Origin of the sequence: Rhodococcus ruber NBRC 15591, assembly GCF_001894945.1 — a bacterium.
Lineage (GTDB): Bacteria > Actinomycetota > Actinomycetes > Mycobacteriales > Mycobacteriaceae > Rhodococcus > Rhodococcus ruber.
This window is the reverse complement of record NZ_BCXE01000010.1, coordinates 59,674-82,400: the sequence shown is the minus strand read 5'-3', so window position 1 is coordinate 82,400 and position 22,727 is coordinate 59,674. Positions and strand designations below refer to the sequence as shown.

The 22,727-nt window shown below is 71.5% G+C and carries 20 protein-coding genes and 1 tRNA gene; 12 read left to right on the top strand and 9 right to left on the bottom strand.

The window, feature by feature from the left end; all coding sequences use genetic code 11:
- The first annotated feature begins 37 nt into the window (after positions 1 to 37).
- The 3 genes from RR3_RS07080 to RR3_RS07070 all read left to right on the top strand — a co-directional run bounded on the left by RR3_RS07080 (position 38) and on the right by RR3_RS07070 (position 3,487).
- Positions 38 to 1,093 carry a tellurite resistance/C4-dicarboxylate transporter family protein gene (locus RR3_RS07080; RefSeq protein ID WP_010593055.1) on the top strand — a complete coding sequence of 352 codons (1,056 nt, stop codon included), beginning with the start codon at positions 38 to 40 and terminating at the stop codon, positions 1,091 to 1,093.
- On the top strand, positions 1,048 to 1,743 hold the full coding sequence (locus tag RR3_RS07075) for an alpha/beta hydrolase family protein (protein WP_017679419.1): 696 nt from the start codon (positions 1,048 to 1,050) through the stop codon (positions 1,741 to 1,743). Before RR3_RS07080 ends, RR3_RS07075 begins: the two co-directional genes overlap by 46 nt.
- A 217-nt stretch (positions 1,744 to 1,960) precedes the next feature.
- Positions 1,961 to 3,487 (top strand): MFS transporter, encoded by a 1,527-nt coding sequence (locus RR3_RS07070; protein WP_048774071.1) that lies wholly within the window; start codon positions 1,961 to 1,963, stop codon positions 3,485 to 3,487.
- On the opposite strand, the gene RR3_RS07065 is transcribed toward RR3_RS07070, so the two are convergent.
- The gene (locus tag RR3_RS07065) at positions 3,450 to 4,208 is read right to left on the bottom strand and encodes a 2OG-Fe dioxygenase family protein (protein WP_010593058.1); all 759 of its coding nucleotides are present in this window, start codon (positions 4,206 to 4,208) and stop codon (positions 3,450 to 3,452) included. The two genes, RR3_RS07070 and RR3_RS07065, sit on opposite strands and share 38 nt — an antisense overlap.
- Before the next feature lie 188 nt (positions 4,209 to 4,396).
- Positions 4,397 to 5,737 carry a nicotinate phosphoribosyltransferase gene (locus RR3_RS07060; protein ID WP_371851028.1) on the bottom strand — a complete coding sequence of 447 codons (1,341 nt, stop codon included), beginning with the start codon at positions 5,735 to 5,737 and terminating at the stop codon, positions 4,397 to 4,399.
- Between the two features lie 286 nt (positions 5,738 to 6,023).
- On the opposite strand from RR3_RS07060, the gene RR3_RS07055 reads away from it, so the two are divergent.
- Complete coding sequence (locus RR3_RS07055; RefSeq protein ID WP_064065677.1) at positions 6,024 to 7,655, top strand: sensor histidine kinase; 1,632 nt, start codon at positions 6,024 to 6,026, stop codon at positions 7,653 to 7,655.
- Between the two features lie 10 nt (positions 7,656 to 7,665).
- Here RR3_RS07055 and RR3_RS07050 read toward each other — a convergent pair whose 3' ends face one another.
- Positions 7,666 to 8,304 (bottom strand): response regulator, encoded by a 639-nt coding sequence (locus RR3_RS07050; RefSeq protein WP_003937734.1) that lies wholly within the window; start codon positions 8,302 to 8,304, stop codon positions 7,666 to 7,668.
- Between the two features lie 182 nt (positions 8,305 to 8,486).
- Between RR3_RS07050 and RR3_RS07045 the strand changes: the two genes are divergently transcribed.
- The 3 genes from RR3_RS07045 to RR3_RS07035 all read left to right on the top strand — a co-directional run bounded on the left by RR3_RS07045 (position 8,487) and on the right by RR3_RS07035 (position 10,727).
- Complete coding sequence (locus RR3_RS07045; protein WP_064065678.1) at positions 8,487 to 9,407, top strand: nitroreductase family protein; 921 nt, start codon at positions 8,487 to 8,489, stop codon at positions 9,405 to 9,407.
- Positions 9,408 to 9,468: 61 nt separating this feature from the next.
- Positions 9,469 to 10,422: an acyl-ACP desaturase gene (locus RR3_RS07040; RefSeq protein ID WP_010593063.1), complete on the top strand. Its 954-nt coding sequence runs from the start codon at positions 9,469 to 9,471 to the stop codon at positions 10,420 to 10,422.
- A complete protein-coding gene (locus RR3_RS07035; protein WP_174557555.1) occupies positions 10,419 to 10,727 on the top strand; it encodes a hypothetical protein in 309 nt (102 codons plus the stop codon). The genes RR3_RS07040 and RR3_RS07035 overlap by 4 nt, the downstream gene beginning before the upstream one ends.
- Positions 10,728 to 10,898: 171 nt before the next feature.
- On the opposite strand, the gene RR3_RS07030 is transcribed toward RR3_RS07035, so the two are convergent.
- The 3 genes from RR3_RS07030 to RR3_RS07020 form a co-directional block, all read right to left on the bottom strand.
- Positions 10,899 to 11,801, bottom strand: a complete 903-nt coding sequence (locus RR3_RS07030) for a universal stress protein (protein WP_010593065.1) — start codon at positions 11,799 to 11,801, stop codon at positions 10,899 to 10,901.
- Between the two features lie 46 nt (positions 11,802 to 11,847).
- On the bottom strand, positions 11,848 to 12,888 hold the full coding sequence (locus RR3_RS07025) for an LLM class F420-dependent oxidoreductase (protein ID WP_010593066.1): 1,041 nt from the start codon (positions 12,886 to 12,888) through the stop codon (positions 11,848 to 11,850).
- A gap of 91 nt (positions 12,889 to 12,979) precedes the next feature.
- Entirely contained in the window at positions 12,980 to 13,930 is a 951-nt protein-coding gene (locus RR3_RS07020; RefSeq protein WP_010593067.1) for a universal stress protein, read from the bottom strand.
- Positions 13,931 to 14,077: 147 nt separating this feature from the next.
- Here RR3_RS07020 and RR3_RS07015 point away from each other — a divergent pair, with 147 nt between their 5' ends.
- The 4 genes from RR3_RS07015 (at position 14,078) to RR3_RS07000 (ending at position 18,716) form a co-directional block, all read left to right on the top strand.
- Complete coding sequence (locus RR3_RS07015; protein ID WP_010593068.1) at positions 14,078 to 14,530, top strand: CBS domain-containing protein; 453 nt, start codon at positions 14,078 to 14,080, stop codon at positions 14,528 to 14,530.
- Between the two features lie 66 nt (positions 14,531 to 14,596).
- Positions 14,597 to 15,037, top strand: coding sequence for an RrF2 family transcriptional regulator (locus tag RR3_RS07010; protein ID WP_010593069.1), 441 nt, complete (start codon positions 14,597 to 14,599; stop codon positions 15,035 to 15,037).
- A gap of 55 nt (positions 15,038 to 15,092) precedes the next feature.
- Positions 15,093 to 16,316 (top strand): globin domain-containing protein, encoded by a 1,224-nt coding sequence (locus RR3_RS07005; RefSeq protein ID WP_010593070.1) that lies wholly within the window; start codon positions 15,093 to 15,095, stop codon positions 16,314 to 16,316.
- Positions 16,317 to 16,430: 114 nt separating this feature from the next.
- A complete protein-coding gene (locus RR3_RS07000) occupies positions 16,431 to 18,716 on the top strand; it encodes a M28 family peptidase (RefSeq protein WP_064065838.1) in 2,286 nt (761 codons plus the stop codon).
- Here RR3_RS07000 and RR3_RS06995 read toward each other — a convergent pair whose 3' ends face one another.
- The 3 genes from RR3_RS06995 to RR3_RS06985 all read right to left on the bottom strand — a co-directional run bounded on the left by RR3_RS06995 (position 18,717) and on the right by RR3_RS06985 (position 22,230).
- Complete coding sequence (locus RR3_RS06995) at positions 18,717 to 20,237, bottom strand: glutamate-cysteine ligase family protein (protein WP_059174867.1); 1,521 nt, start codon at positions 20,235 to 20,237, stop codon at positions 18,717 to 18,719. It lies immediately after the preceding gene.
- Positions 20,238 to 20,313: 76 nt separating this feature from the next.
- Positions 20,314 to 21,138: a M23 family metallopeptidase gene (locus RR3_RS06990; protein ID WP_017679408.1), complete on the bottom strand. Its 825-nt coding sequence runs from the start codon at positions 21,136 to 21,138 to the stop codon at positions 20,314 to 20,316.
- A 318-nt stretch (positions 21,139 to 21,456) separates the two neighbouring features.
- On the bottom strand, positions 21,457 to 22,230 hold the full coding sequence (locus tag RR3_RS06985; protein ID WP_010593074.1) for a neutral zinc metallopeptidase: 774 nt from the start codon (positions 22,228 to 22,230) through the stop codon (positions 21,457 to 21,459).
- Between the two features lie 405 nt (positions 22,231 to 22,635).
- On the opposite strand from RR3_RS06985, the gene RR3_RS06980 reads away from it, so the two are divergent.
- A tRNA-Arg gene (locus tag RR3_RS06980) sits at positions 22,636 to 22,708 on the top strand.
- Positions 22,709 to 22,727 lie beyond the last annotated feature (19 nt).

Sequence of the window (22,727 nt, the reverse complement as noted above, 5' to 3'; positions counted from 1 at the left end):
CCGATCCGGACGGGCACCCCGGCGGTAGCGTGCGGCTGTGACGGTTCTCGACGGTCTCCGCGGGTGCGCCCGCACGCTCGACCCCGGCTACTTCGCGCTCGTGATGGCGACCGGCATCGTGTCGATCGGCATGCATCTGCACGGCCTGACGACGGTGTCGGCCGCGTTGCTGCTGGTCTCTGCCGTCGCCTACGTCGTCCTGCTCGCGCTGACCGGGTGGCGGCTCGTGCGGTTCCGCGACGAGGTCCGCACCGACCTCACCGACGCGAGCCGCGCATTCGGATTCTTCACGTTCGTCGCGGGCAGCAACGTGCTGGGGATCCGCCTGACCATGGACGGGTGGCACTCGACGGCCGCGGTCCTGCTCGCCGCCGCGGCCGCGACGTGGCTCGTGCTCGGCTACGTCATCCCGTGGACGGCGGTGCTCGGCACCCGCCGGCGCCCGGTGATCGCCAAGGCCAACGGCAGCTGGTTCGTGTGGGTGGTCGCAGCCCAGTCGGTCGCACTCGCCGCGGCGACCCTCGAGCCGGTCTACGACGACCTGCGCCGGCCGCTGTCGCTGGTGGCGGTGTTCGCGTGGTCGGTGGGCCTGTTCCTCTACGCCGCGGCGGGCGTGTTCGTCGCGGCACGGATGATGCAGTATCCGCTGCGGCCGGTGGACCTCACGCCGTCGTACTGGGTGTCGATGGGGGCCGCGGCGATCACCGTGGTGGCCGGTTCCCGCATCGTGGCCATGGAGTCGGCCCCGATGGTCGACGCCACCCGCGGACTCGTCGCCGGGCTGGTCGTGGTGTTCTGGGCGTTCGCGACGTGGCTGCTGCCCGCCCTCGTCGCCGCCGGATGGTGGCGGCACCGCACCCACCGCATCCGGCTGCGCTACGAACCGGGCCTGTGGTCGATCGTGTTCCCGCTCGGGATGTACGGCGTCGCCGGGATCTACCTCGCCGAGGCCGACGAGCTGCCGTGGGTCGGTGTCGTCGGCCGGACGGAACTGTGGGTGGCCGTGACGGTGTGGGCGGCGGTGTTCGCCGCGATGCTCGTGCACCTGTGGCGCACGGTGCTGCGTCCGCGTCCGGCTACCGTGGGCCGGTGACGACCGAGGCCCTCGACGACGATTCGGTGCACGGCGTGCTGCATCACCCCGACGGCGCTCCGCGCGGTGCGGTGGCCCTGACCCACGGGGCGGGCGGCAACTGCGACGCGGCGATCCTGCGGCAGCTGTGCGGCGCGTTCGCCGACGCGGGGTTCCTCGCGTTGCGCTTCGACCTGCCGTTCCGGCGCCGACGCCCGAAGGGGCCGCCGCAGCCGTCGCGGGCCGCGGAGGACCGGGCCGGGATCGCGGCGGCGGCCGAGGCGATGCGGGCCCGCACAGTCGGCCGACTCGTGCTCGGCGGCGTCTCGTACGGCGGCCGGCAGACGTCGATGCTCGCGGCCGAACGGCCCGGCGTCGCGGACGCGCTCGTCCTGCTGTCCTATCCGCTGCATCCGCCGGGCAAGCCCGAGAAAGCGCGCACCGAGCACCTGCCCGCGCTCGCCGTGCCGGCGGTGTTCGCCCACGGTGACCGCGACCCGTTCGGCACCCTGGACGAGATGCGCGACGCGGTGCCGCTGATCCCAGCGCCCGTCGTGCTGCTCCCGGTGACGGGCGCGGCCCACGACCTCGGCAAGTCGAGGACCGATCCGGCACCGTCGATCGTGCACGCCGTGTCCGGGCTGCTCTCGGACACGGCGTCCCGGGCGTAGCACCCCCGACCGCGGGCGGGGCGTCGGTGGCCGGGTCTCGGGTGGATCCTCCCCGACGACGGCCGGGGCGGTCTCTCGCATCCAGCCGAACCGCCGTTGCAGCCGGTGTCCGGCAGTCGATTCGGCCCTCCAACCTCCGACGGGACGCGGAATCCGGGGGTTAGAGTCGATCACGTCGGACCTGGGAGCAGGGAGGTGGGCGGTGCCTACGTCTCGGTTGCAGACCCCCGCGAGGACCCTGCCGATCATCCTGGCCCTGTCCCTCGCCTTCACGATCACGGTCGTCGACCCGCTGGTGCTGAGCCTGAACATGCCCCAGGTGAGCCGTGCCCTCGATGTGCCACCGCAGCTCGTCGGATTGCTCGGCGGCACGGCGACACTGGTGATGGCCGCAGCCGTCCTCGCCGCGGGCAACCTCGGCGACGCGTTCGGGCTTCGACGCCTGCTGATGTCGGGACTGGTCGTCGTCACCGTCGCCGATCTGCTCTCCATGCTCTCGCCCCACTACGCCTTCCTGCTTGCGATGCGGGTCGTGGCCGGATTGGGAATGACGGCGCTGCTCGGAGTGCCGCTGGCACTGCTCAAGACGTCCGTGACGGACAAGCAGCGGCCGACGGCCATCGGCGTCTTCGTGGCCGTCGAGATGATTCTCTGTGGGGTACTCCCTGCGTTGACGGGCTGGGCGGTGGCGGCCGCCGGCTGGCAAGTGGTGTTCCTGGTCGCACCGCTGCTGGCCGTGATCTCGCTTCTGCTGACGGCGAGGTTCGTCCCGGAGACGCCCGTTCAGCATCGCGCTCGGCTGGACGTGGCCGGCGTCGTCCTGGTCGGTACGGCGCTCCTGGCACTCGTCATCGGGCTGGCAGCCGCGCAGAACGGCATCCTCCGGCCCCAGACATGGCTCCCGTTGGCTGTCAGCGTGGTCGCCGCCGTGCTGTTCGTTCGCCACGAACGTCGCACCCCCGTACCGGCACTGGACCTGGCGCTGTTCGGAAGCCGGGCCTTCAGCGTGGCCCTGGCGGCGACCTTCACGCTGAATTTCCTCATGGCCGGGCTCGGCATCGTCCTGGGGCAGTTCGGCAGTGTGGTGCTCGCGCTGTCGCCGGAGACCGTCGGCCTGCTGTTCCTCCCCGGCACGCTGCTGATCGCCGGTTTCGTGGTCTGGTCCGGGAGCCTGGTGGGGAGGTTCTCGCCGAGACCGGTGATGGTCGTCGGCCTCCTGTTCATGGCAGCCGGCGGACTGCTGATGGCGGGCACGATCGATCCGGCAATGGCGCTGTGGTTGCTCGTCTCGGCCGTGTGGCTGTACAACCTGGGCTCGATGGTGACCTCCACCTCCGTGTCCGAGACGGTGCTCTCGCAGGCGCCGAGCGGGCAGTCCGGAACGGTGGCTTCCGTGCAGCTGGCCTTCGGGATGACCGGCTATGCGTTCGGGCCCACCGTGTACCTGCTGCTTCTCAACGTGTTCTTCCAGCGAGAATGGCTGGCCGACACCGAGGCACGCGGGCTGACGGCGACCCAGGGCGAGCAGGCCGTGGATGCCGCGCGTAGCGCGGTGGCGCAGAGCCTCGGTGGCGCCGGGTACGACCCGAACCTGCTCCGGCAGGCGGGCGGTCTCGATCTCGGCGCGGACCTGGCCGACGCGGTGCGCCTCACCATGCTGACGGTCAGCGTCCTGCCCGTCGCCGTGGCGGTGGCGGCCTTCGTGCTCATGTCCCGCCGCACGGGGCCGACGGAGCGAAGGTGACCACCAGCACGTCCCTCCGCGCCGGCTTTCCGGGGTCGACGGGCCGGATCGGCGAAACACCGTGCCAGGTGCAACGGTCGTCGCCCAGGAGGAAGGTGCCGGGTTCGCGCAGGGTCGTCGTCACGAGTCGCTCGCCGTCCGGGCCGAACACCGAGCTTTCGCCCCCGGCGGCGTTGTCGACGCCGATCAACAGGGAACCGACCAGCGTGACACCGTCGCGGTGCACGCCCTCGGGTGTGGGCCGGCCCTCGTTGTCTGCCGAGGCGACCACACGGAACGGATGCACCCACACCGTCCATTCGGGAGCTTCGTCGAGGACCGGCGCGATCCGGCCCACGAGCTTCACCGTGCGCTCGAACAGCGGATCTTCGAGGAACGCGGCCCTCAGCGGTTCGAAACGGCGGTCCCGGGCGAGGTAGAGGACGTTGGAGCCGTCCGGCTGGACGAAGTCCCGGTGCGCCGCGGGCTCCAGCGCGCCGTCGGCCGTCCGGTACCGGAATCGGCCGTAGCGCCGCAGCCGGTGCACACCCTGTTCTGCCGCGTACGGGTCGGGCTCGAGCTCCTCCCAATGCGCGGAGAACCGGACCCACGCATCGGCGTCGGCACCGAGGGATCGCCACAGGTCTGCCGCCGGCATCAGGAACGTACCCACGGAGGCGAGCGCACGCCGTGCGGCGTCGACCGGATCCGTGCCGGACTCCGCACCCCCCGCAACCGTCATCGACTCAGAATCGGCGAGGACGGCCCCCAGCGCAACCGTCGCCGGTGCAGACCACGCCGCTGCCCACAACGCCGCTGCCCACCGAAGAGCCGCCGAAGGAAACCCATGGGGTCGACGAGCGCGAACGCCACCGTCGGCACGGCGAGCTGCCCAGGAAGCGGCCTCCGCCCGCCGCGGCAGTCAACCGGTCAGGGAGCCTGCCGAGCACCGCGCAACCGATCCAGATCGTCCTGCACCCGTGCACTCACCGCCACGGGATACGGCGCCCCCGCCTCGTCGAGGGAACGAAGCGCCGTCGGAAGGGCGTCGATCTGCTGCCGTGCACGCCGTCGCGCGTCGTCGAGTCCTGTGTCGTACTGCGGCAGCCGCCGGCCGGCTCTCATGACGGGCACCAGCAGCGGCTCACCCGGGAGGTCCTCGTCCGGCCGGCCGATGGTGTCGCCGGCGAATACGCCGCCGTCGGTCCGCCGGAACACCTGCTTGCGCCCGGGATGGAGCACCTTGCCGCTCGACAGCTTCGTACGTCCGACGCCGGCGTACTCGACCAGCTTGTACGCCATGTCGAGGGTCGGCGCGTCCTGGGCGATCGACAGGTGGGTGCCCACACCGAAGCCGTCGACGGGGCAACCGGCGTCGAGCAGTGCCGCGATGCTGTACTCGTCGAGGCCCGACGAGGCGAAGATCCGGACGTCGTGCAGCCCCGCTGCGTCGAGCCGGGCGCGCGCGGCCTTCGACAGGGCACCGAGATCACCGGAATCCAGCCGGATCGCGCGCACGTCGAACCGATCGCCCAGCCTCCCGGCCAGGTCGACGACGAGGTCCACGCCGCGCAGGGTGTCGTAGGTGTCGACCAGCAGCGTCGTACCCGGATACAGCCGGGCGAACGCCTCGAAGGCCTCGGCCTCGTCGTCGAAGGCCTGGACGAAGCTGTGCGCCATCGTGCCGAACGCCGGAATCCCGTACTCCCTGGCGGCGAGCAGATTCGACGTTCCGGCGGCTCCCGCGAGGTATCCGGCGCGGGCGACTTCGAGCGCGGCGTCCGTGCCGTGCGCCCGGCGTGCGCCGAAATCCACCACCGGGCGCCCCTGCGCGGCCTCGACGATGCGCGCGGCCTTGCTGGCGAGGACGCTCTGCAGGTGGATCCGGTTCAGCACGAACGTCTCGACGAGCTGTGCCTCCAGGATCGGCGCGACGACCTGCACGATCGGTTCGTTCGGGAAGACCACCGTGCCCTCCGGCACCGCCCACACGTCGCCGGTGAAGCGCACCGCAGCGAGCTGTCCGAGGAACTCGTCGGAGAACAATCCGAGCCCGCGCAGGTATCGCAGGTCGTCGTCCTCGAACCGGAACGCCTCGAGGAAGTCGAGCACATCGGGCAGGCCGGCGGCCACCACGTACGACCTTCCGGGCGGCAGCTTCCGGAAGAACGTCTCGAACACGGCCGTCTCCGACATGCCCCGGACCGCGTAGGCCTGCGCCATCGTGACCTCGTACAGGTCGGTGAACAGCGCGGCGCCCGGGAATCGCACGGCGACCGTCACCCGAGCCCGGTCCGGGCCGGTGTGTTCTCCATACCCGAATTCTCACACGCCGGCGAGGCGCCGGCGGCCGGTTGCGTCCGGTGCACGAGAGGGGCCGTCTTCGACGGCACCTATGCTGACGGGTGTGAGCACTACCGGTGACGCTACGACCGACGGCATCTCCGTCGGTCGCCCCGGTGACGGCACCGCCGTCGGTCGCCCCGGTGACGGCACCGCCGTCGGTCGCCCCGGTGACGGCACCGCCGTCGGTGGCCCCGGCGACCGCACCGCCGACATCGACGGACTGCTCGCCGAGATCCGGGATCGGCTGACCGACACCGTCACCACCCGCGCGAGCCTGCAGAGCCTGCTCGAGGCGGTGCTCGTCGTCGGGTCGGGTCTCGAACTCGACTCGATGCTCCAGCGCATCGTCTCCGCGGCCGTCACGCTGCTCGACGCCCGCTACGGCGCGCTGGGCGTGCGGGCTCCCGACGGTGGACTCTCGGAGTTCGTCTACGTGGGTATCGCCCCTGAGGCGCGCGGCCGCATGGGGCATCTGCCGGAGGGCCGCGGCCTCCTCGGTCTGCTCATCAACGACCCGAGGCCGGTCCGCATCGCGGACCTGTCCCGGCATCCCGCATCGATCGGCTTCCCTCCGGGACATCCGCCGATGAAGAGCTTCCTCGGGACCCCGATCATGGTGCGCGGCAAGGTGTTCGGCAGTATCTACCTCACGGAGAAGGTCGGTTCCCCGGCGTTCACCGAAGAGGACGAGGTGATCCTGAAGGTGCTCGCGACCTCCGCGGGCGTCGCGATCGACAACGCGCGCCTGTTCGAGGGCTCCGTCACCCGCGAACGCTGGCTCGAGGCGGTGGCGACGATCAACTCCCGGCTGCTGGTCGGCGGCTCGGTCGACGAAACGCTGGAACTGCTGGTCGACCACGTGCGCGACCTCGCCCACACCGACGGCAGCTACGTCGTGCTCGTCGACGGCACCCAGGGCACGGTCCGGGCCGCCGCCGCACCCGGCCCGCCCTCGGCCGGCACCCGCCTCGACCTCACCGGTTCTCCTGTGCTCGAGGCGATCCGGACGCGGCGCACCCTGCTCACCGACAGTCTCGAGGGCATCCCGGACGCCGCGGGCACCGACGGCCGCGCCGTCGTCCTGCCGTTGTCCGCCACCTCCGGCGCGAGCGGCGCCCTGATCGTCACCCGGGCGGCCCGATCCGACGCGTGGGACGACGAGGACGTCACGCGGCTCGAATCCATGGCCGATCTCGTCACCGTCGCGCTGGAGTTCGCCACACAGCAACGCAAGAAGCGGTTGCTGGACGTGCTCGCGGACCGCGACCGCATCGCGCAGGATCTGCACGACAACGTGATCCAGCGGTTGTTCGCCACCGGGATGAGCCTGCAGAGCACGCTGGTTCCCGGCACCGACCCCGACCGGGTCGCGAACGTGGTCCAGCACGCCGTCGAGCAACTCGACCGCACCGTCCGCGAGATCCGCACCACCATCTTCGATCTGCACACCACCGGCGCCGCGGCATCGACCAGCCTGCGGCGGCGGCTGCTGGACGTGGTCGGCGACCTGACCGCCCAGTCGCCGGTGGCGCCGAACGTCCAGTTCTCCGGGCCGATAGACACTCTGGTCCCCGCCCGCATCCATCCGCACGCCGAAGCGGTGCTGCGGGAAGGACTCAGCAACGCGTTGCGTCACTCGCAGTCGGAGAAGATCTCCGTATCCGTCTCAGCGGGAGACGAATTCACGATCGAGATCGTCGACGACGGCATCGGGCTGCCGGACGCCCCGCGCCGCAGCGGCCTCACCAACCTCGAGCGGCGCGCCCAGCAGTGCGGCGGCCGCTGCAGCATCGGCCCCGGCGCGACGGGCGGCACGCGCGTGGTGTGGCAGGCGCCGCTCTGACGGGTCGGCGTCAGACCTCGCGCTGCTTGCGCAACTCGGTGGCGAGCACCGCGGCCTGCGTGCGACGCTGCATCCCGAGCTTGGCCAGCAGCCGCGAGACGTAGTTCTTGATCGTCTTCTCCGCCAGGAACAGCCGCTCGGCGATCTCGCGATTGGTCAGGCCCTCCCCGATCAGCTCGAACACGGCCCGTTCCTGGTCGGACAGTTCGGCGAGCGGATCCGCCGTGCGGGACGCGCGGATGCGTTCCATGAGCGCGGCCGTGGCCCGGCTGTCGAGCAGCGAGCCGCCGGCCGCGACGGTCCGGATCGCCGACACCAGGTCGGTGCCGAGGATCTGCTTGAGCACGAATCCGGACGCACCCGCCATGATCGCGTCGAACAGGGCCTCGTCGTCGGCGTAGGAGGTGAGCATGAGAGCGCGCAGCTCCGGCATGCGGGCCCGCAGCTCACGGCACAGTTCCACGCCGTTGCCGTCGGGCAGACGCACGTCGAGGACCGCGACTTCGGCTCCGCTCCCCGGGATGCGGGCCAGCGCCTCGCCGACCGACGCGGCCTCCCCGACGACCGTGAAGTCGGGCACGCTGTCGAGCAGGTCGACCAACCCGCGCCGCACGATCTCGTGGTCGTCGACGAGAAATACCCGAGGCATCGTCCCTCACCTTTCCTGGCACCGGTGTTGCGGTGACCATGCTCGCACACCACCTGCCGCGGGCCGTTCGACGGCAGTTTCGGGACCTTCGGCACATGCGCCCGGCACAGTCCACGGGCGATGCTCGGAACGTCGCCCCGATGAGCCGTGCGGGGGTGACCGACCAGGACGAGGAGGCTGCGATGTCCACGGTGCCCGACACCTGGTCCACGAGCGACACCGAGGTCATCGCGCGTGCCGTGATCGAGGCCCCCTCCATCCACGACACCCAGCCGTGGAATCTGCGTCTCCCGGCGCGCACCGCCGAACTGGAGGAGCGGGTCGAGTTCGCCGCGCCCGGTCCGGACCCGTTGCGCCCGGATCGCCTCATCTCGTGCGGGGCCGCCGTCGCCAATCTCGAACTCGGCATCCGGGCGCTCGGCTGGAGCACCCGGACCCTGCTGCTACCGGAGCCGGAGCGGCCCGAGTTGATCGCGCGGATCGAGGCGGCGGCTCCGGCCACCCCGTCGAGCACCGATCTGGGGTACTTCGCCGCGATCTCGCACCGGCGCAGCCACCGCGAGTCGTTCGCCCGGATCCCGGTGCCGGCCACCACCATCGCCGACGTGATGGCGGCCGCCGACATTCCCGGTGTCCGGGTTCGCCTGCTGGCCTCGGACGAGGCACCGGCCCTCGCCGACATGCTCACGTACTCGGCCGAGGCGATGCGCCGCAACCCGCACTACCAGCGCGAGATGTTCCGGTGGACGTCGCACTGGCATCCGGAGGGCAACGCCGAGGTGGTGACCGACTGGGGCGCCGACCTGGACGCCGGCGGAGCGGCCGGGCGCGCACTGATCACCACCGGCGTGCCGGACACCGCCGAACTCGCGGCGGCCATCGACCGGGAGACCGTGCTGGTCTTCTCGGTACAGTCCGCCGATCCGATCGACCTGGTGCGGGTGGGCATCGCATCCGAGCGGGCGTGGCTGGCGGCGGTCGATGCCCGGCTGTCCGCCTCCGTGCTCACCTATCCACTGCGCGTGGAGGACTCCGCGGCCCGGCTCGCCGAACGGATGGACCTCGACGGTCTTCCGCAACTGATCATGCGTATCGGGTTCTGACCGGACCGAACGGGGCGTCGCAGGGGGGCGCCCCGACCAATCAGAGAGGGAACACATCACTGTGACAAGGGAACTCACGGACCTGCAGTTGCTCCGGGAGCTCGAGCCGATCGCCGAGGACAACGTCCACCGCCACCTGGCGATGGCGAAGGACTGGCATCCGCACGACTATGTTCCGTGGGACGAGGGCCGCAACTTCGCCGCCCTCGGCGGCACCGACTGGGATCCCGCCCAGTCCGCGTTGTCCGACACCGCCCAGGCAGCGATGATCACCAATCTGCTCACCGAGGACAACCTGCCCTCCTACCACCGTGAGATCGCCGAGCACTTCAGCCTCGACGGCGCGTGGGGCACGTGGGTGGGACGTTGGACGGCCGAGGAGAACAAGCACTCCGTCGTCATGCGGGACTACCTCGTGGTCACCCGCGGGGTGGACCCCGTCGCACTCGAGAACGCGCGCATGGCGCACATGACCACCGGCTTCGACCCGGGGTCGACATCGATGCTCGAGTCCGTGTCGTACGTGACCTTCCAGGAACTGGCGACCCGGGTCTCGCACCGCAACACCGGCAGGGCGTGCGGCGACCCGATCGCGGACCGCATGCTCGCCCGCGTCGCCGCGGACGAGAACCTGCACATGATGTTCTATCGCAACATCGTCGACGGCGCCCTCGACATCGCCCCCGACCAGACGTTGGCCGCGATCATGAGCGTGCTGACCCGGTTCCGGATGCCCGGTGCGTCGATGGCGAACTTCCGGCGCAACGCCGTCCTGATCGCCAAGGGCGGCATCTACGACCTGCGCCAGCACCTCGACGACGTGGTGCTGCCGGTGCTCCGCAAGTGGCGCGTGTTCGAGCGCACCGACTTCGGCGGCCGCGGCGAACAGCTGCGCGAGGACCTCGACGCCTTCCTCACCGATCTGCAGACGAAGGCCGAGCGGTTCGAGGAAGCCCGGGACCGCGCGCTCGCACGTCAGGCCCACCGCGACGAGCACGCGGGGGCGAGCGCATGACCAGCGTGCGTGAGCCCGGGACCGGAACCCCCCGGACCGGAACCCCCCGGACCGGAACCACCCGGACCGGAACCACCGACAGCAAGCTGTTCGGCTCGGTTCTGGACATGGCGCGCGCCGCGAAGCGCGGCGACGTGTCCGGCTGGCTGACCGCCAAGAGCAGTACCCACCGCCCGGAGGACGTCGCCTACCTGAGCTCGGTGCTGCTGGGCGTCCTCATCGAGAACGACGCGGTCCGTCGCGGCATCCATCCCGCCGACGTCTGGCGCGAACTGCGCGAGCGTGGCCTCGACGACTTCGGCTGACTCGCGCACCGAGGAGACCACCGTGCGACGATGCCCGGCACCCGCTTCCGGGTGCCGGGCATCGAGCGTCCGGGTACGGTCGCGCGGTGCGGTGCTTCTCGCGCGCGTGAGAACGCGCGCGAGAAGCACCCAGCCGCGCAACCACATGCGGCGCAGGCCGGGACGGGAGGGCTACTTCTCGCCGTCGGGCCGGACGATCAGCACGGGGCAGTCGGCGGTCTGCATCAGCGCATTGCTGGTCGATCCGAGCAGCAGGCCCTTGAACCCGCCGCGACCTCGGGAGCCGACGACGATCAGCTGGGCGCGTTCGGCGTACTCGCTCAGCACCCGCACCGGCCGGTCCCGCGCGACGACGCGTTCGACGACGACGTCCGGGTAGCGCTCCTGGAACCCGGCGAGGTTCTCGGCGAGCACGACCTCCTCGCCCGTCTGGATCCGGCTCCACTGCGGATCCTCGGGCACCGCGCCCAGCGACGGCTGCACGCTCACGTCGCTCCACACGTTCACCGCGACGAGCGTGGCCTTGCGGGCGGCCGCCTCGGCGAACGCCACCTCGACGGCGCGCACCGACGCCTCGGAGCCGTCGACGCCCACCACGACCGGGCCGTCGGAGGGGGGTGCCCCGTCGAGGGTGCGGCCGCGCACGATCGCGACCGGGCAGTGGGCGTGCGAGGCGAGACCGAGGGTGACGGAGCCGACGAGCAGCCCCTTGACCTCGCCGAGGCCGCGGGAGCCGAGCACGACGGTGTCGGCACGGCGCGAAACCTCGACGAGGGTGGGGACGACCTTGCCCTCGATCTGCTCGGTGGTGATCTCGACCGGGCCCTGCTCGTCGGCGATGCGCTTGGCGAGCACCACGGCGCTGTCGAGCCGGGCCCGCGCCGTCTCCTTCATCTCCTCGTGGAAGCTCTCCGCGAGGTAGGGCTCGGAGTAGTAGAAGGCGGGGATGTGCACGACGGTGACGATGTGCAGCGGCAACGCACGGGCCGCGGCGGCGCGGGCCGCCCAGATCACCGCGGTGGCCGCCGCGTCGGATCCGTCGACCGCGACGACGATCGGTTGGGTATCGGTCATAGGTGTCCCCTCTGTCGGCGGGCCGGCGGCCCGGTTCTCGCGAGCGTCAGTTGCAGATCTCCCGCAGCTGTTCGATCAGTCGGACCCGGCCGGCGGTGTTCTCCGCGATCGGGGTGACGGTGAGGGTGGTGACGCCGGCTTCGGCGAACGCGGCGACCCGCTCCCGGACGTAACTCTCGGGGCCGATCAGCGAGACGGCCCGCACGAGGTCGTCGGGCACTGCGGCGGCCGCCTCCTCCTTGCGGCCGGCGAGGTACAGGTCCTGAATGGTCTCTGCTTCCTTCGCGTAGCCGTAGCGGACGGCGAGATCGTTGTAGAAGTTCTTCCCCTTCGCACCCATGCCGCCGATGTACAACGCCAGGTGCGGGCGCACGAAGTCGAGGAGGAAGTCGACGTCGTCACCGATCGCGAGGGCGGCCCCGACGTAGACCTGCAGGTCGCCCAGCGAGGGGTCGCGCTTGGCCTTGCCGCGCGCGAGGGAATCGCCCCAGACGTCGGCGGCCTTCTCCGGATGGAAGAAGATCGGCTCCCAGCCCTCGGCGATCTCGGCGGTCATCTCGACGTTCTTGGGGCCGATCGCGGCGATCAGGACGGGGATGCGTTCCCGCACCGGGTGGTTGATGAGCTTGAGCGGTTTGCCGAGCCCGGTGCCCTTCTCCGGCGGCAGCGGGATCTGGTAGTACTTGCCCTGGTATTCGACCTTTTCCCGGCGCCACACCTGACGGCAGATGTCGACGAGCTCCCGGGTGCGGCCGAGCGGCGCGTCGTACTTGACGCCGTGGAATCCCTCGATGACCTGCGGGCCGGACGCACCGATCCCCAGGACGAAACGGCCGTCGGAGACGTAGTCCAGTCCTGCGGCGGTCATCGCGGTCAGGCTCGGCGTGCGGGTGTAGATCTGGAAGATGCCCGAGGCCAGCTCGAGTCGTTCGGTCTTGGCCGCGAGGTAGCCGAGCTGACTGACCGCGTCGAACGAGTACGCCTCCGGCACGAAGATGATGTCGAGGCCGGCCCGTTCCAGATCGGCCACCTCCGCCGCCGTCTCGGCGAAGCCGCCGCTGTAGTTCAGTCCCATCCCGATGCGCATCGGCATACCCCGTGATCCGTTGGTGCGTGCCCGGACGGGCACGCTCGTACCGTTTTCCCGGTACCCTACCGCCGGGGCGCGGCACCGATCCTCAGGACTCGTCGGGGCGCACGACCATCACGGGGCAGTGGGCGTCCCGGATCAGCGAGTTGCTGGTGGAACCGAGCAGCATGCCGGTGAATCCGCCGCGTCCGCGGCTGCCGACCACCAGCAGCTGCGCCTTCTCGGACCAGGCGAGCAGGTGAGCGCGCGGCCCGTCGACGTACACCTCGCGGCGCACGTTCACGTCGGGGTAGCGGTCGTGGAATCCGGCGAGACGCTCGGCGAGCAGGGCCTGCTCGGATTCCGCGAACGCGTCGGGATCGATCGAGACCTCGACGGCCTCGTCGAACGTCCCGCGCCGCATGTCGCTCCACACGTGGACCGCGACCAGGTCGACACCCCGCAGACCGGCCTCCTCGAACGCCGCGTGCACGGCCTTCTCGCTGAGGGTGCTGCCGTCGACCCCGACGACGACGGGCCGGGTGTCGGGCAGGGACTCCGGTGCCTCGCCGCGAACGACGACGACGGGGCACCGGCCGTGGCTGGCCACGGAAACGGGGGTGGAGCCGAGCAGGGCCTCGCCCACCCGGCCGGTGCCGGAGGAACCGAGCACGAGCATGCGCGCGTGGGCGGACAGGTCGATGAGCCAGCGGGCGCTGCCGGTGGCGGCGAGTCGGGTGGTGATCTCGAGCGCCGGCGCGACGGTGCGGGCGACCTCCTCGGCCCGTTGCAGCAGCGTCTTGCCCTCGTCCTCGACCCATTCGAAGACCTGCGCGGTCTGGATGAACGGCGCCCCGCTGTACCCGCTGGGGGCGAAGTCCAGAGCGTGCACGATGTGCAGCGGCAACCCGCGGTCGGCGGCGGTCGCGGCGGCCCACCGGACGGCGTCGTCGGAGGCCGGAGAGCCGTCGATCCCGACCACCACGGTGTTCGACCGCACCGCCTCGTCGTGCGCGGGTTCGTGGTGCGTCTTGCTGCCGGGGAACTTCACGTCGGTCACCGCTCTCGTCGCAGGGATCGTCCTCGGCCTCGAGGTTAACCCGCTCCCCCTGGGCCAGGAATGGTCTTTGGTCCTTCTCCGGGAAGTCCGGAGCCACTGGTCCGGCGGGGAGGATGCGGCCACAATCGTGGGGAGAGGAGGCGCGTCATGTCCGGTGGTCCGATCCGCGTGACGGATGCCGCGGCCCGCAAGGTCCGCGCGGCGGACGTGATGAGCACGCCGGTGCTGGCGGTGACGGTGGACGCCACCTTGGAGCGGGCCGGGGAGGTGCTGGCGCGCAACGGTTTCACCACACTTCCGGTGGTGGACGAGTACGGCCGGTTGTGCGGCCTGATCACCGAGGAGGCCCTGGCGGGGGCGCACCTGGCGCGGCTGTCGGTGTATGCCGATCTGCCCGAGCCGATCGTGAGCGCGATCCGCCGGCCGCTGACGGTGCGGGCGGTGGCGCTGCCGCCCGTCGCCCTCGACGCGGACGCGGAGCTGTTCGACATCGCGCGAGCGATGCTGCAGATGCGGCTGCGGTCCGTGCCGGTGGTGCGCGACGGCCGGCCGATCGGAATCGTCAGCTGGCGCAATATCCTTCCCCTGCTCGAGCACTGAAGACCGGAAAGCGATCTGCGTCACATTAAATTGTCATTTGGGATGACAATTATCTAGTCTCGGTTCATGCAACTCACCCAGTTCACCGATCTCGGACTGAGAGTTGTCATGTACCTGGCGGCCGCCGCGCCCGACAGCTCCCCCAGTACCAGAAGCGTTGCCGAGCAACTGGAGTTGTCGTACGCCCACACCACCAAGGTGGTCGCACGACTGAGCGAACTCGGCGTCGTCACGACCCGCCGCGGCCGCGGCGGCGGACTGGCCATCACCGAACTCGGCCGGTCCGCCACCGTCGGATGGCTCGCCCGGCAACTCGAAGGCGACAACGAGGTCGTCGCCTGCGAGGGCGACAAGCCGTGTCCGCTGCGCGCCGGGTGCAGCCTCCGGGGCGCACTGCGACGCGCCCAGGAGGCGTTCTACACCGCCCTCGACGCCGTCACCGTCGCCGACCTCGCCCGCCCGCCCACCCGCACCGTCCTGCTCGAACTCACCCGCCCCGCCGTCTGACCGCAGGGTTCCACAGCCCGCGAACCCGCCCAGCCCGATCGAAACGGAGTCCACGATGCCGCTCTCAGCCGAGTCCAAGGAAGTCATCCGCGCCACCCTCCCCGCCGTGGGTGCCGCCATCGGCGACATCACCCCCCTGTTCTACAAGAAGATGTTCGCCGCGCACCCCGAGCTCGAGCGGAACCTGTTCAACCGCGGCAACCAGAAGCAGGGCGAACAGCAGAAGGCCCTCGCCGGCTCCATCGCCGCGTTCGCGACCCTGCAACTCGACCCCGATCCCGCCCGGGTCGAGGCCATCCTGTCCCGCATCGCGCACAAGCATGCCTCCCTCGGCATCAAGCCCGACGAGTACTGGATCGTCCACAAGCACCTGTTCGAGGCCATCGTGGAGGTCCTCGGCGAAGCCGTCACCCCCGAGGTCGCCGCGGCCTGGGACGAGCTGTACTGGCTGATGGCCAACACCCTCATCAAGCTCGAGGACGACCTGTACAAGGCCGCGGGCGTCGCACCGGGCGACGTGTGGCGCACCGTCCGCGTCGCCGAGCGCCGGCACCAGTCCGCCGACACGGTCTCGTTCGTCCTGACCTCGCTCGACGGCGCCCCGCTGCCTGCTTTCCGCCCGGGCCAGTACCTCTCGGTGGGCGTCGTGCTCCCCGACGGCGCCCGCCAGATCCGCCAGTACAGCCTGACCAACGCGCCGTCGCAGGGAGACTGGCGCATCACCGTCAAGCGGATCCTGGCGACCACCACCCCCGACGGCGCCGTCGCGCCGGCCGGTGAAGTGTCGAACTTCCTGTACGACAACGTCTTCGAAGGCGACGATCTGCAGGTGACCACGCCGTTCGGCGACCTGGTGCTGCCCGACGACGGCGCCCCGCTGCTGCTGGCCTCCGCCGGCATCGGCTGCACCCCGATGATCGGCATGCTCGCGCATCTGGCGGAAACCGGTGACGAGCGCAAGGTTTCGGTGCTGCACGCCGACCGCTCCGTCGCCAACCACGCCCACCGGCACGAACTCGCCACCCTCGTCGAGCGCATCCCGTCCGCCGAGGTGCACCGCTGGTACGAGGATCTCGGTGCCCGCGAACCGCTCGAGACCGTGCGCGTGGGCCGGGCCGACGTGTCGGACCTGCCGCTCGACCCGAACACCAAGGCGTACCTGTGCGGTCCGCTGCCGTTCATGCTCTCGCTGCGCGAGGCCCTGATCGAGCGCAACGTGCCCGCCGAGAACATCCACTACGAGGTGTTCGGCCCGGACAGCTGGGCCCCCAGCGCCTGAGTCCCAGCGCCTGAGTCCCAGCGCCTGAGTCCCAGCGCCTGAGTTCCCTGCGACCGTGCCCCGGCCCCGGCCGGGGCACGGTCGTCTCCACGATCCGGCGCTAGGCTCGCTCGCATGGACGACGTCGCGGTCCCCGCCCGTGCGGACACGCCCCGCGGTCCCGCCCGGATCGGACTGCTCGTGCTGCTCCTCGTCGCGCTCACGGCCACGCTGCGGACCCCGGTGGCGCCCGCGCCGGCCGACACCCCACCGACCGAGTTCAGCGCCGCCCGCGCGACGGCGCACGTCGAGGCGGTGGCCGCGCAGCCGCGCCCGCCCGGCTCGGCCGGCCATGCCGCGGCGCGGGACTACCTGGTCCGCGTCCTCGACGGACTCGGCTGGGCCGCCCGCGTCGACGACGGCGTCGGCTGGTCGACCACCGCCGTGCAGGGCACCCAGCGCGGCGGCCGGGTCGCCAACGTGGTCGCCACCCTCCCGGGCACCGACCCCACCGGTTCCGTCGTGCTCGCCGCGCACTACGACACGGTCCCCGCTTCCCCCGGCGCGGGCGACGACGGGATCGGAATCGCCACGGTCCTCGAGGCCGCCCGGGCCCTGTCCGCCGGCCCCCGTCCCCGGAACGACGTGACGGTGCTCGTCACCGACGGCGAGGAACGCGGCCTGCTCGGCGCCGAGGAGTACACGAGGCGGCAGCCGGCCGACGCGCGGCCGACCGTGGTGCTCAACCACGAGGCCCGCGGCAACGGCGGCGTCCCCGTCACCTTCCGGATCTCCTCACCCAACGCCGGTCTCGTGGGTGTGCTGTCCGACGTGCCGGGCACGACCGCGGACTCGTTCACCCAGACGGCGTTCGAGTTGCTGCCCAACGACACCGACTTCCGCCGCCTCACCGAGGCCGGCCTGCACGCCGCGGACACCGCGGTCGCCGGCGGCGGCGCCTACTATCACAGCCCCGTCGACACCGCGGACCGGCTCGACACCTCGTCGCTGCAGCGCATGGGCGAAACGACCCTCGCTGCGGCACAGCGATTCTCGTCCATCGACCTGGCCGAACTCGGTTCCGGCGGCGACGACGTCGTCGTCACCCTGCCCTGGGGACCGGTGCACTTCCCCCGCTGGCTCGAGATCGCCCTGACCGCGCTGCTCGCCGCCGTCACCGGTGCCCTCGTGGCCCGGCGGATCCGGGACGGCACCGCCTCGGCGGGCCGGCTCGCGGCATCGGGCGGGATCTCGATCGCCGTGGCGGCCGCGGCGGCGGGTGCGGCGTTCGTCCCGTGGTGGCTCGCGCTGCGGATCGCCCCCGGGCAGGCCTCGGCGGTCCTGCGGGAACCGTACCGGCCGGTGCCCTATCAGGTTGCCGCGGTGGCCGCGGCCGTCGCCGTCCTGCTCGCGGCGTACCCGGCGGTGCGCCGCCGCGTCGGCCCGGCGGCGTTCGCGACGGGCGCGCTGCTCGCCGTCGCGGTCACCGCCGTGGCCGCGCTGCCCTTCCTGGGCGTCGCGACCGTCCTGGTCCTGCCGGCGCTGCCGGCCGCGGTCGCCGCGCTCGTCGTGGACCGGCTGCCGGCCGACCGGCGCGGGTGGCGGACGCCCGTGACGGTGGCCGGGACCGTGCCGGCGGTCGTGGTGCTCGTGCCCGGCGCGGTCGCGTCGTTCGACGCCGGTCTGCTCACCGGAGCGCCGCTCGCGGGCGTGTTCGTCGCGGTGCTGTTCGCGCTGGCGCTGCCGCTCGTCGACGCCGCCGGCGACCCGTCGCAGCTGCGGCTCGCCGCGATCGCCGCCGCGGCGGTCGTGGTGGTGGCCGCGCCGGCCGGGGGCTGGGTCAACCGCGACGGCGCCACCCCGCCGCGGCAGGAACAGCTCCTCTACGCACTGAACGCCGACACCGGCGCCGCCGTGTGGGCCTCGCCGCGCGCCCCCGCGTCGGACTGGAGCCGCGCCCTGTTGACCGAGGCGCCGGCCACCCTGCCGGACGCGTTCCCGTGGCGCAGCGAGACCAGGTTCGCCCACGGCCGGGCACCGGCCGCGCCGCTGCCCGCGCCCGGGCTCGACGTCGTCGCGGACGTCACCGACGGCGACGAGCGGACGCTGACGTTGCGGCTGACGTCGCCGCGCGGGGCGCCCACGGTCGGGCTGTGGGTGGACGAGACGACCGCGGAGGTGCGCGAGGCCGCGGTGGCCGGCCGGAACGCCGCACCGGCCGCGCCGTTCGGGTTCCTGTTCTCGGGGACGCCGGCCGAGGGCATCGAGGTGCGGCTGACCGTCGTTCCGCGCTCCGGTGCGACCGTGCTGCACGTCGCCGATGTCACCGACGAGCTGACCGTGGTCCCGGGATACCGCGCTCCGGACGACCGGGTCGTGGTCACCCCGGCGGTCGCGGTGACCCGGACCGTCCGGTTGTGATCACACCTCGCTGAGCGGCCACTCGTGAACGGGCTTGCCACCGAGCATGTTCCGGATGTAGTCGCGCATCATTCCGTGGAGGGCGGTGCGCCGGTCGGCGCCGGCGTCCTCCCGTTCGACGACCTGCGCGCGCTGCCACGCCGCACCGGTCTGCCGGTTCAGGCACCGGCCCTCGATGATGCCCAGGTACCTGTCCCGCGCCTGCTGCGACAGGCCGAAGGCGGTCAGCCCCGCGTCCGCCATCGGCAGCAGCCGGCGCAGCACGAGTTCGTCGGCTCCGACCCACCCCAGTCCGGGCCAGTACAACCGCGCGTCGAGACCGTACTTGGCCCCGATCCCGAGGTTCTCGCGGGCGGCGTCGAAGCTCATGAACCGGCACAGCGGCACGTCGGCATCGACGAGAGCCCGCAGCGCCCCGTAATAGAACGCGGCGTTGGCCATGACGTCGAGCACCGTCGGCCCCGCCGGCAGCACCCGGTTCTCGAGCCGCAGGTGCGGGTGGTCGTCGGCGACGTCGTAGACGGGCCGGTTCCAGCGGTAGATGGTGCCGTTGTGCATCTGCAGCTCGCGCAGGCCCGGAGTCCGTCCGGCATCGAGCTCGGCGAGCGGGTCGACCTCGGAGACCTCGGGAAGCAGTGCCGGAAAGTACCGCGAGTTCTCCTCGAACAGGTCGGTCACCGAGTCGATCCAGCGCTCGCCGAACCACACCCGCGGGCGCACCCCCTGGTTCTTCAGCTCCTGAGTGCGGGTGTCGGTGGCCTGCGCGAACAGCGGAATCCGGCTCTCGTGCCACAGCGCCTTGCCGGCGAGGAACGGGGAGTTGGCGGCGAGCGCCACCTGCACCCCGGCCAGGCACTGGGCGGCGTTCCAGTGTTCGGCGAAGTCTTCCGGAGCCACCCGCAGATGCAGTTGCAGCGACGTGCACGCCGCCTCCGGCACGACCGAGTTGGCATCGGCCCGCAGTTGTTCGGCACCGTCGCGGCCGGGCAGGGGCACGCCGTCGAGATCGAGTTCGATGTCTTCGCCGCGCGCGGCGAAGATCTGCTCGTTGAGGGCCTCGTAGCGCGGATTGGCGGTGATGCGTTCCCGGTCGAGGTGGGCGAGCTCGAGCGTCGGCAGCATGCCGATCATGACGAGCTGGGCGTCCTGTCGGTGCATCCGCGTGTCGGCGCGGCGCAGCGACTCGCGCAGGGAGTTCTCGATGTCGAGGACGGCGTCGCCGGCGAACGGCCCGGGGTCGACGTTCATCTCGACGTTGAACTGGCCGAGCTCGGTCTGGAACACGGCGTGATCGTCGATCGCCTGCAACACCTCGAGGTTGCACATGGCCGGTTCCATGTCGTCCTGGACGAGGTTGAACTCGATCTCCATGCCCAGGAGCGGCTCCGGGCGTTCGCGCGCATCGGTGAAGGCGCCTTCGCGCAGCATCCGCTCCAGGGCGGCCAGGCAGGCCTGCACCTTGGTGCGGAACTCGCGCCGGTCGGCGCGAGTGAAGGACCGAGCCTTGATCTGCGTGCCCATGGAGCCGTGTCCCTCTCCCCCGCTAGGTGATGATTCGTCAGCCTAGCGGCCGAGCGACCGCAGGTGGGGGCGAGCGTCAGACGGCGCGGTAGCTGCTCCAGTCGGCGACGACGCCGCGTGTGCTGAGCCAGGCGTTGGGGTCGGTCTTGCCGCCGGCCTGATCCCACACCTCGAAGTGCAGGTGCGGTCCGGTGGACCAGCCCCGGTTGCCGACGGTGGCGATCTGCTGACCGGCGGTGACCCGCTGGCCGGCGCTGACCTGGTAGGTGTCCACGTGGCCGTAGACCGCGGTGGTGCCGTCGTCGTTGAGGACGCGCACCCACTGGCCGTAGCCGGAAGCGGCGCCCGCGTCGAGCACGGTGCCGTCGGCGGCGGACTTGATGGGGGTGCCGATGGGGGCGGCGATGTCGATGCCGCCGTGGTGGCTGCCCCAGCGGGGGCCGAAGTCCGAGGTGAGCGTGCCCGAGACGGGCTGCACGGTGGCGGGCTTGGCCGGGTTGAGGTTGTTCAGCCAGCCCTGACCCGTGGCGAACTGGTCGACCAGGGCGTCGAGCTCCGGCGGCAGGGCGGGAGCGGCGGCATGCCCGTGGCCGTGTTCGTCGGCGGGGGCGGGCGCTCCGGGCAGCTGCGGGAGCTCGAAGCCCTCGGGCAGCAGACCCTGGGGCACCTCGAAGGGCAGCGTGCCGGTCTGAGCGGGGGCGGGGGCGGCACTGGCCGTGCCGGCGGTGAGCTGCGCGCCGACGGCGAAGAAGGCGCCGGTGGCGGCGGCGACGGTGGCGGCCTTCACGGGCGCCGACGGGCCGGCGGGCTCGACGCGGTGCCGGCCGCGGCCGGAGGACGCACCGGACAGGTCCATCTCGAAGGTGGTCGCCTCGTCGCCTGCCCGCTGGTGCCGTCCCACAGTTGCTACCTCATCCGTCGTCCGTTGCGCGCCGGGTGACCCCCGGCCGTTTCTGGCGACTCAAAGTAACAAAACGATATAGGCCAGCGCCAGCGTTACGTTTCGGACACCGTCGCGGTGGGTAGGGCGGCCGACGCCGCGGCGCCGTCGTCGGCTGTCGCGCTTCCCGCGCCCTCGTGAACAGCGGAAACCCGTCCTGCGGTGGGCACCACACGGCGGAAGCGTCCACCGGACCCCGACGCCGCGTCCCACTCCCGCACAACCGGCCGGAGCCGCCTCCGGTTATGTGATTGTGATCACAGCGGTTCGCCTGCCGCCTCAGCCGACATACGCGAGGGGCGCGTCGGGGACATAGTCGACGCACGAGAGCAACGGCGTCGGCGACGGGCTGAGGTAGCCGGTATCGAATGCCTGGATGCGCTGCTCGACGGTGCCGTGGGTGCGCTCCGGCCCCTTGTCCTCCCCCACCGCGGCGAACGCCCGCCCCAGTGATGCCAGGTCGGCCTGCTCGATCGTGACGCCGAGATCCCGTTCGGAGTACGCGACGAAGGCGCCCGATCCGCAGTCGGCCTGGTTCTCGTACGGGATTGCGCTGTTGGGTTCTGCCGGGTCGGGCTGCGGCAGCCCCAGCATCGTCTGGAAGTGATGCGTCACCTCATGGCTCAGCACCGCGGCAACGGCGATCTCCCCGTAGTCACTCACCAGTTCCCTCGCCGCCTTCTCGCCGATGTAGAGGCTGCGGTCGGCCGCGCAGTACATCAGCGAGTTCTCGTCGTAGGCGCAGCCGGGCGCCGCCTCCCCCGGCTTCCCGGCCGATACCGCGTAGTAGGCGTTCGGATGCGGCATGTCCGTATAGGTGGCGTCGATCCACGACTCGATCGACGGAAGGAAGCACTGCACATACGGTCCCATCATCTCCGTCGTGTACTGCCCGGTGGGCCCGGCGGCGAACGGACACTCCGCCGTGGGCGAAAGCTGTTGCAGTGCAGCCTCGTCCTCCGCGGCGGCCGGAGCGACGGCACCGAGGGCGGGCACCACGGCGACGACGGCCACGGCGGCGAGGCGGATCGTGCACGAAACGGAACGAGGCATGAGCACTCCCGGGGGACGAGGATTCGGCTTGCGGATCCACCCTCCGGCGTGCGGGGGTCTCGATCCAGGGCTCTTCGGGCTGCGCCCCGTCACCCCGAGGGGGACGTTTCCCACCCCCGGGATCACTGGCCGCACCTCCGCCGGGATGCGCCCGACTGCCGCCGCCGGGGTGCGCCCGACTGCCGCCGCCGGGGTGCGCCCGACTGCCGTCGCCGGGGTGCGCCCGACCGAATGTCACATGCGTTCGGCTGGATCGACGGCGTGTGACATTCGGTCGGGCGGAGTGGCCGGGCGGAGTGGGCGGGTACAACCGCTGCGCCCCAGGTCCGCGACCGTTTCACACCGGTACCCCGATCCCGGCTACACTCACACCGCGCATCGAATCGAACCGGTTCACCGCGCGCCGCCCTCGTAGCTCAGGGGATAGAGCACGGCTCTCCTAAAGCCGGTGTCGCAGGTTCGAATCCTGCCGGGGGCACACGGGAACGCCGGCCGAG

Excerpts from the sequence above, each read along its gene's own strand:
- RR3_RS07005 (WP_010593070.1), top strand. The coding sequence starts at position 15,093 with ATGCCGCTCTCAGCCGAGTCCAAGGAAGTCATCCGCGCCACCCTCCCC.
- RR3_RS07050 (WP_003937734.1), bottom strand. The coding sequence starts at position 8,304 with ATGCCTCGGGTATTTCTCGTCGACGACCACGAGATCGTGCGGCGCGGG.
- RR3_RS06985 (WP_010593074.1), bottom strand. The coding sequence starts at position 22,230 with ATGCCTCGTTCCGTTTCGTGCACGATCCGCCTCGCCGCCGTGGCCGTC.
- RR3_RS07035 (WP_174557555.1), top strand. The coding sequence starts at position 10,419 with ATGACCAGCGTGCGTGAGCCCGGGACCGGAACCCCCCGGACCGGAACC.
- RR3_RS07010 (WP_010593069.1), top strand. The coding sequence starts at position 14,597 with ATGCAACTCACCCAGTTCACCGATCTCGGACTGAGAGTTGTCATGTAC.
- RR3_RS07025 (WP_010593066.1), bottom strand. The coding sequence starts at position 12,888 with ATGCGCATCGGGATGGGACTGAACTACAGCGGCGGCTTCGCCGAGACG.
- RR3_RS07045 (WP_064065678.1), top strand. The coding sequence starts at position 8,487 with ATGTCCACGGTGCCCGACACCTGGTCCACGAGCGACACCGAGGTCATC.
- RR3_RS07015 (WP_010593068.1), top strand. The coding sequence starts at position 14,078 with ATGTCCGGTGGTCCGATCCGCGTGACGGATGCCGCGGCCCGCAAGGTC.
- RR3_RS07030 (WP_010593065.1), bottom strand. The coding sequence starts at position 11,801 with ATGACCGATACCCAACCGATCGTCGTCGCGGTCGACGGATCCGACGCG.
- RR3_RS06995 (WP_059174867.1), bottom strand. The coding sequence starts at position 20,237 with ATGGGCACGCAGATCAAGGCTCGGTCCTTCACTCGCGCCGACCGGCGC.
- RR3_RS07065 (WP_010593058.1), bottom strand. The coding sequence starts at position 4,208 with ATGACGGTTGCGGGGGGTGCGGAGTCCGGCACGGATCCGGTCGACGCC.
- RR3_RS07000 (WP_064065838.1), top strand. The coding sequence starts at position 16,431 with ATGGACGACGTCGCGGTCCCCGCCCGTGCGGACACGCCCCGCGGTCCC.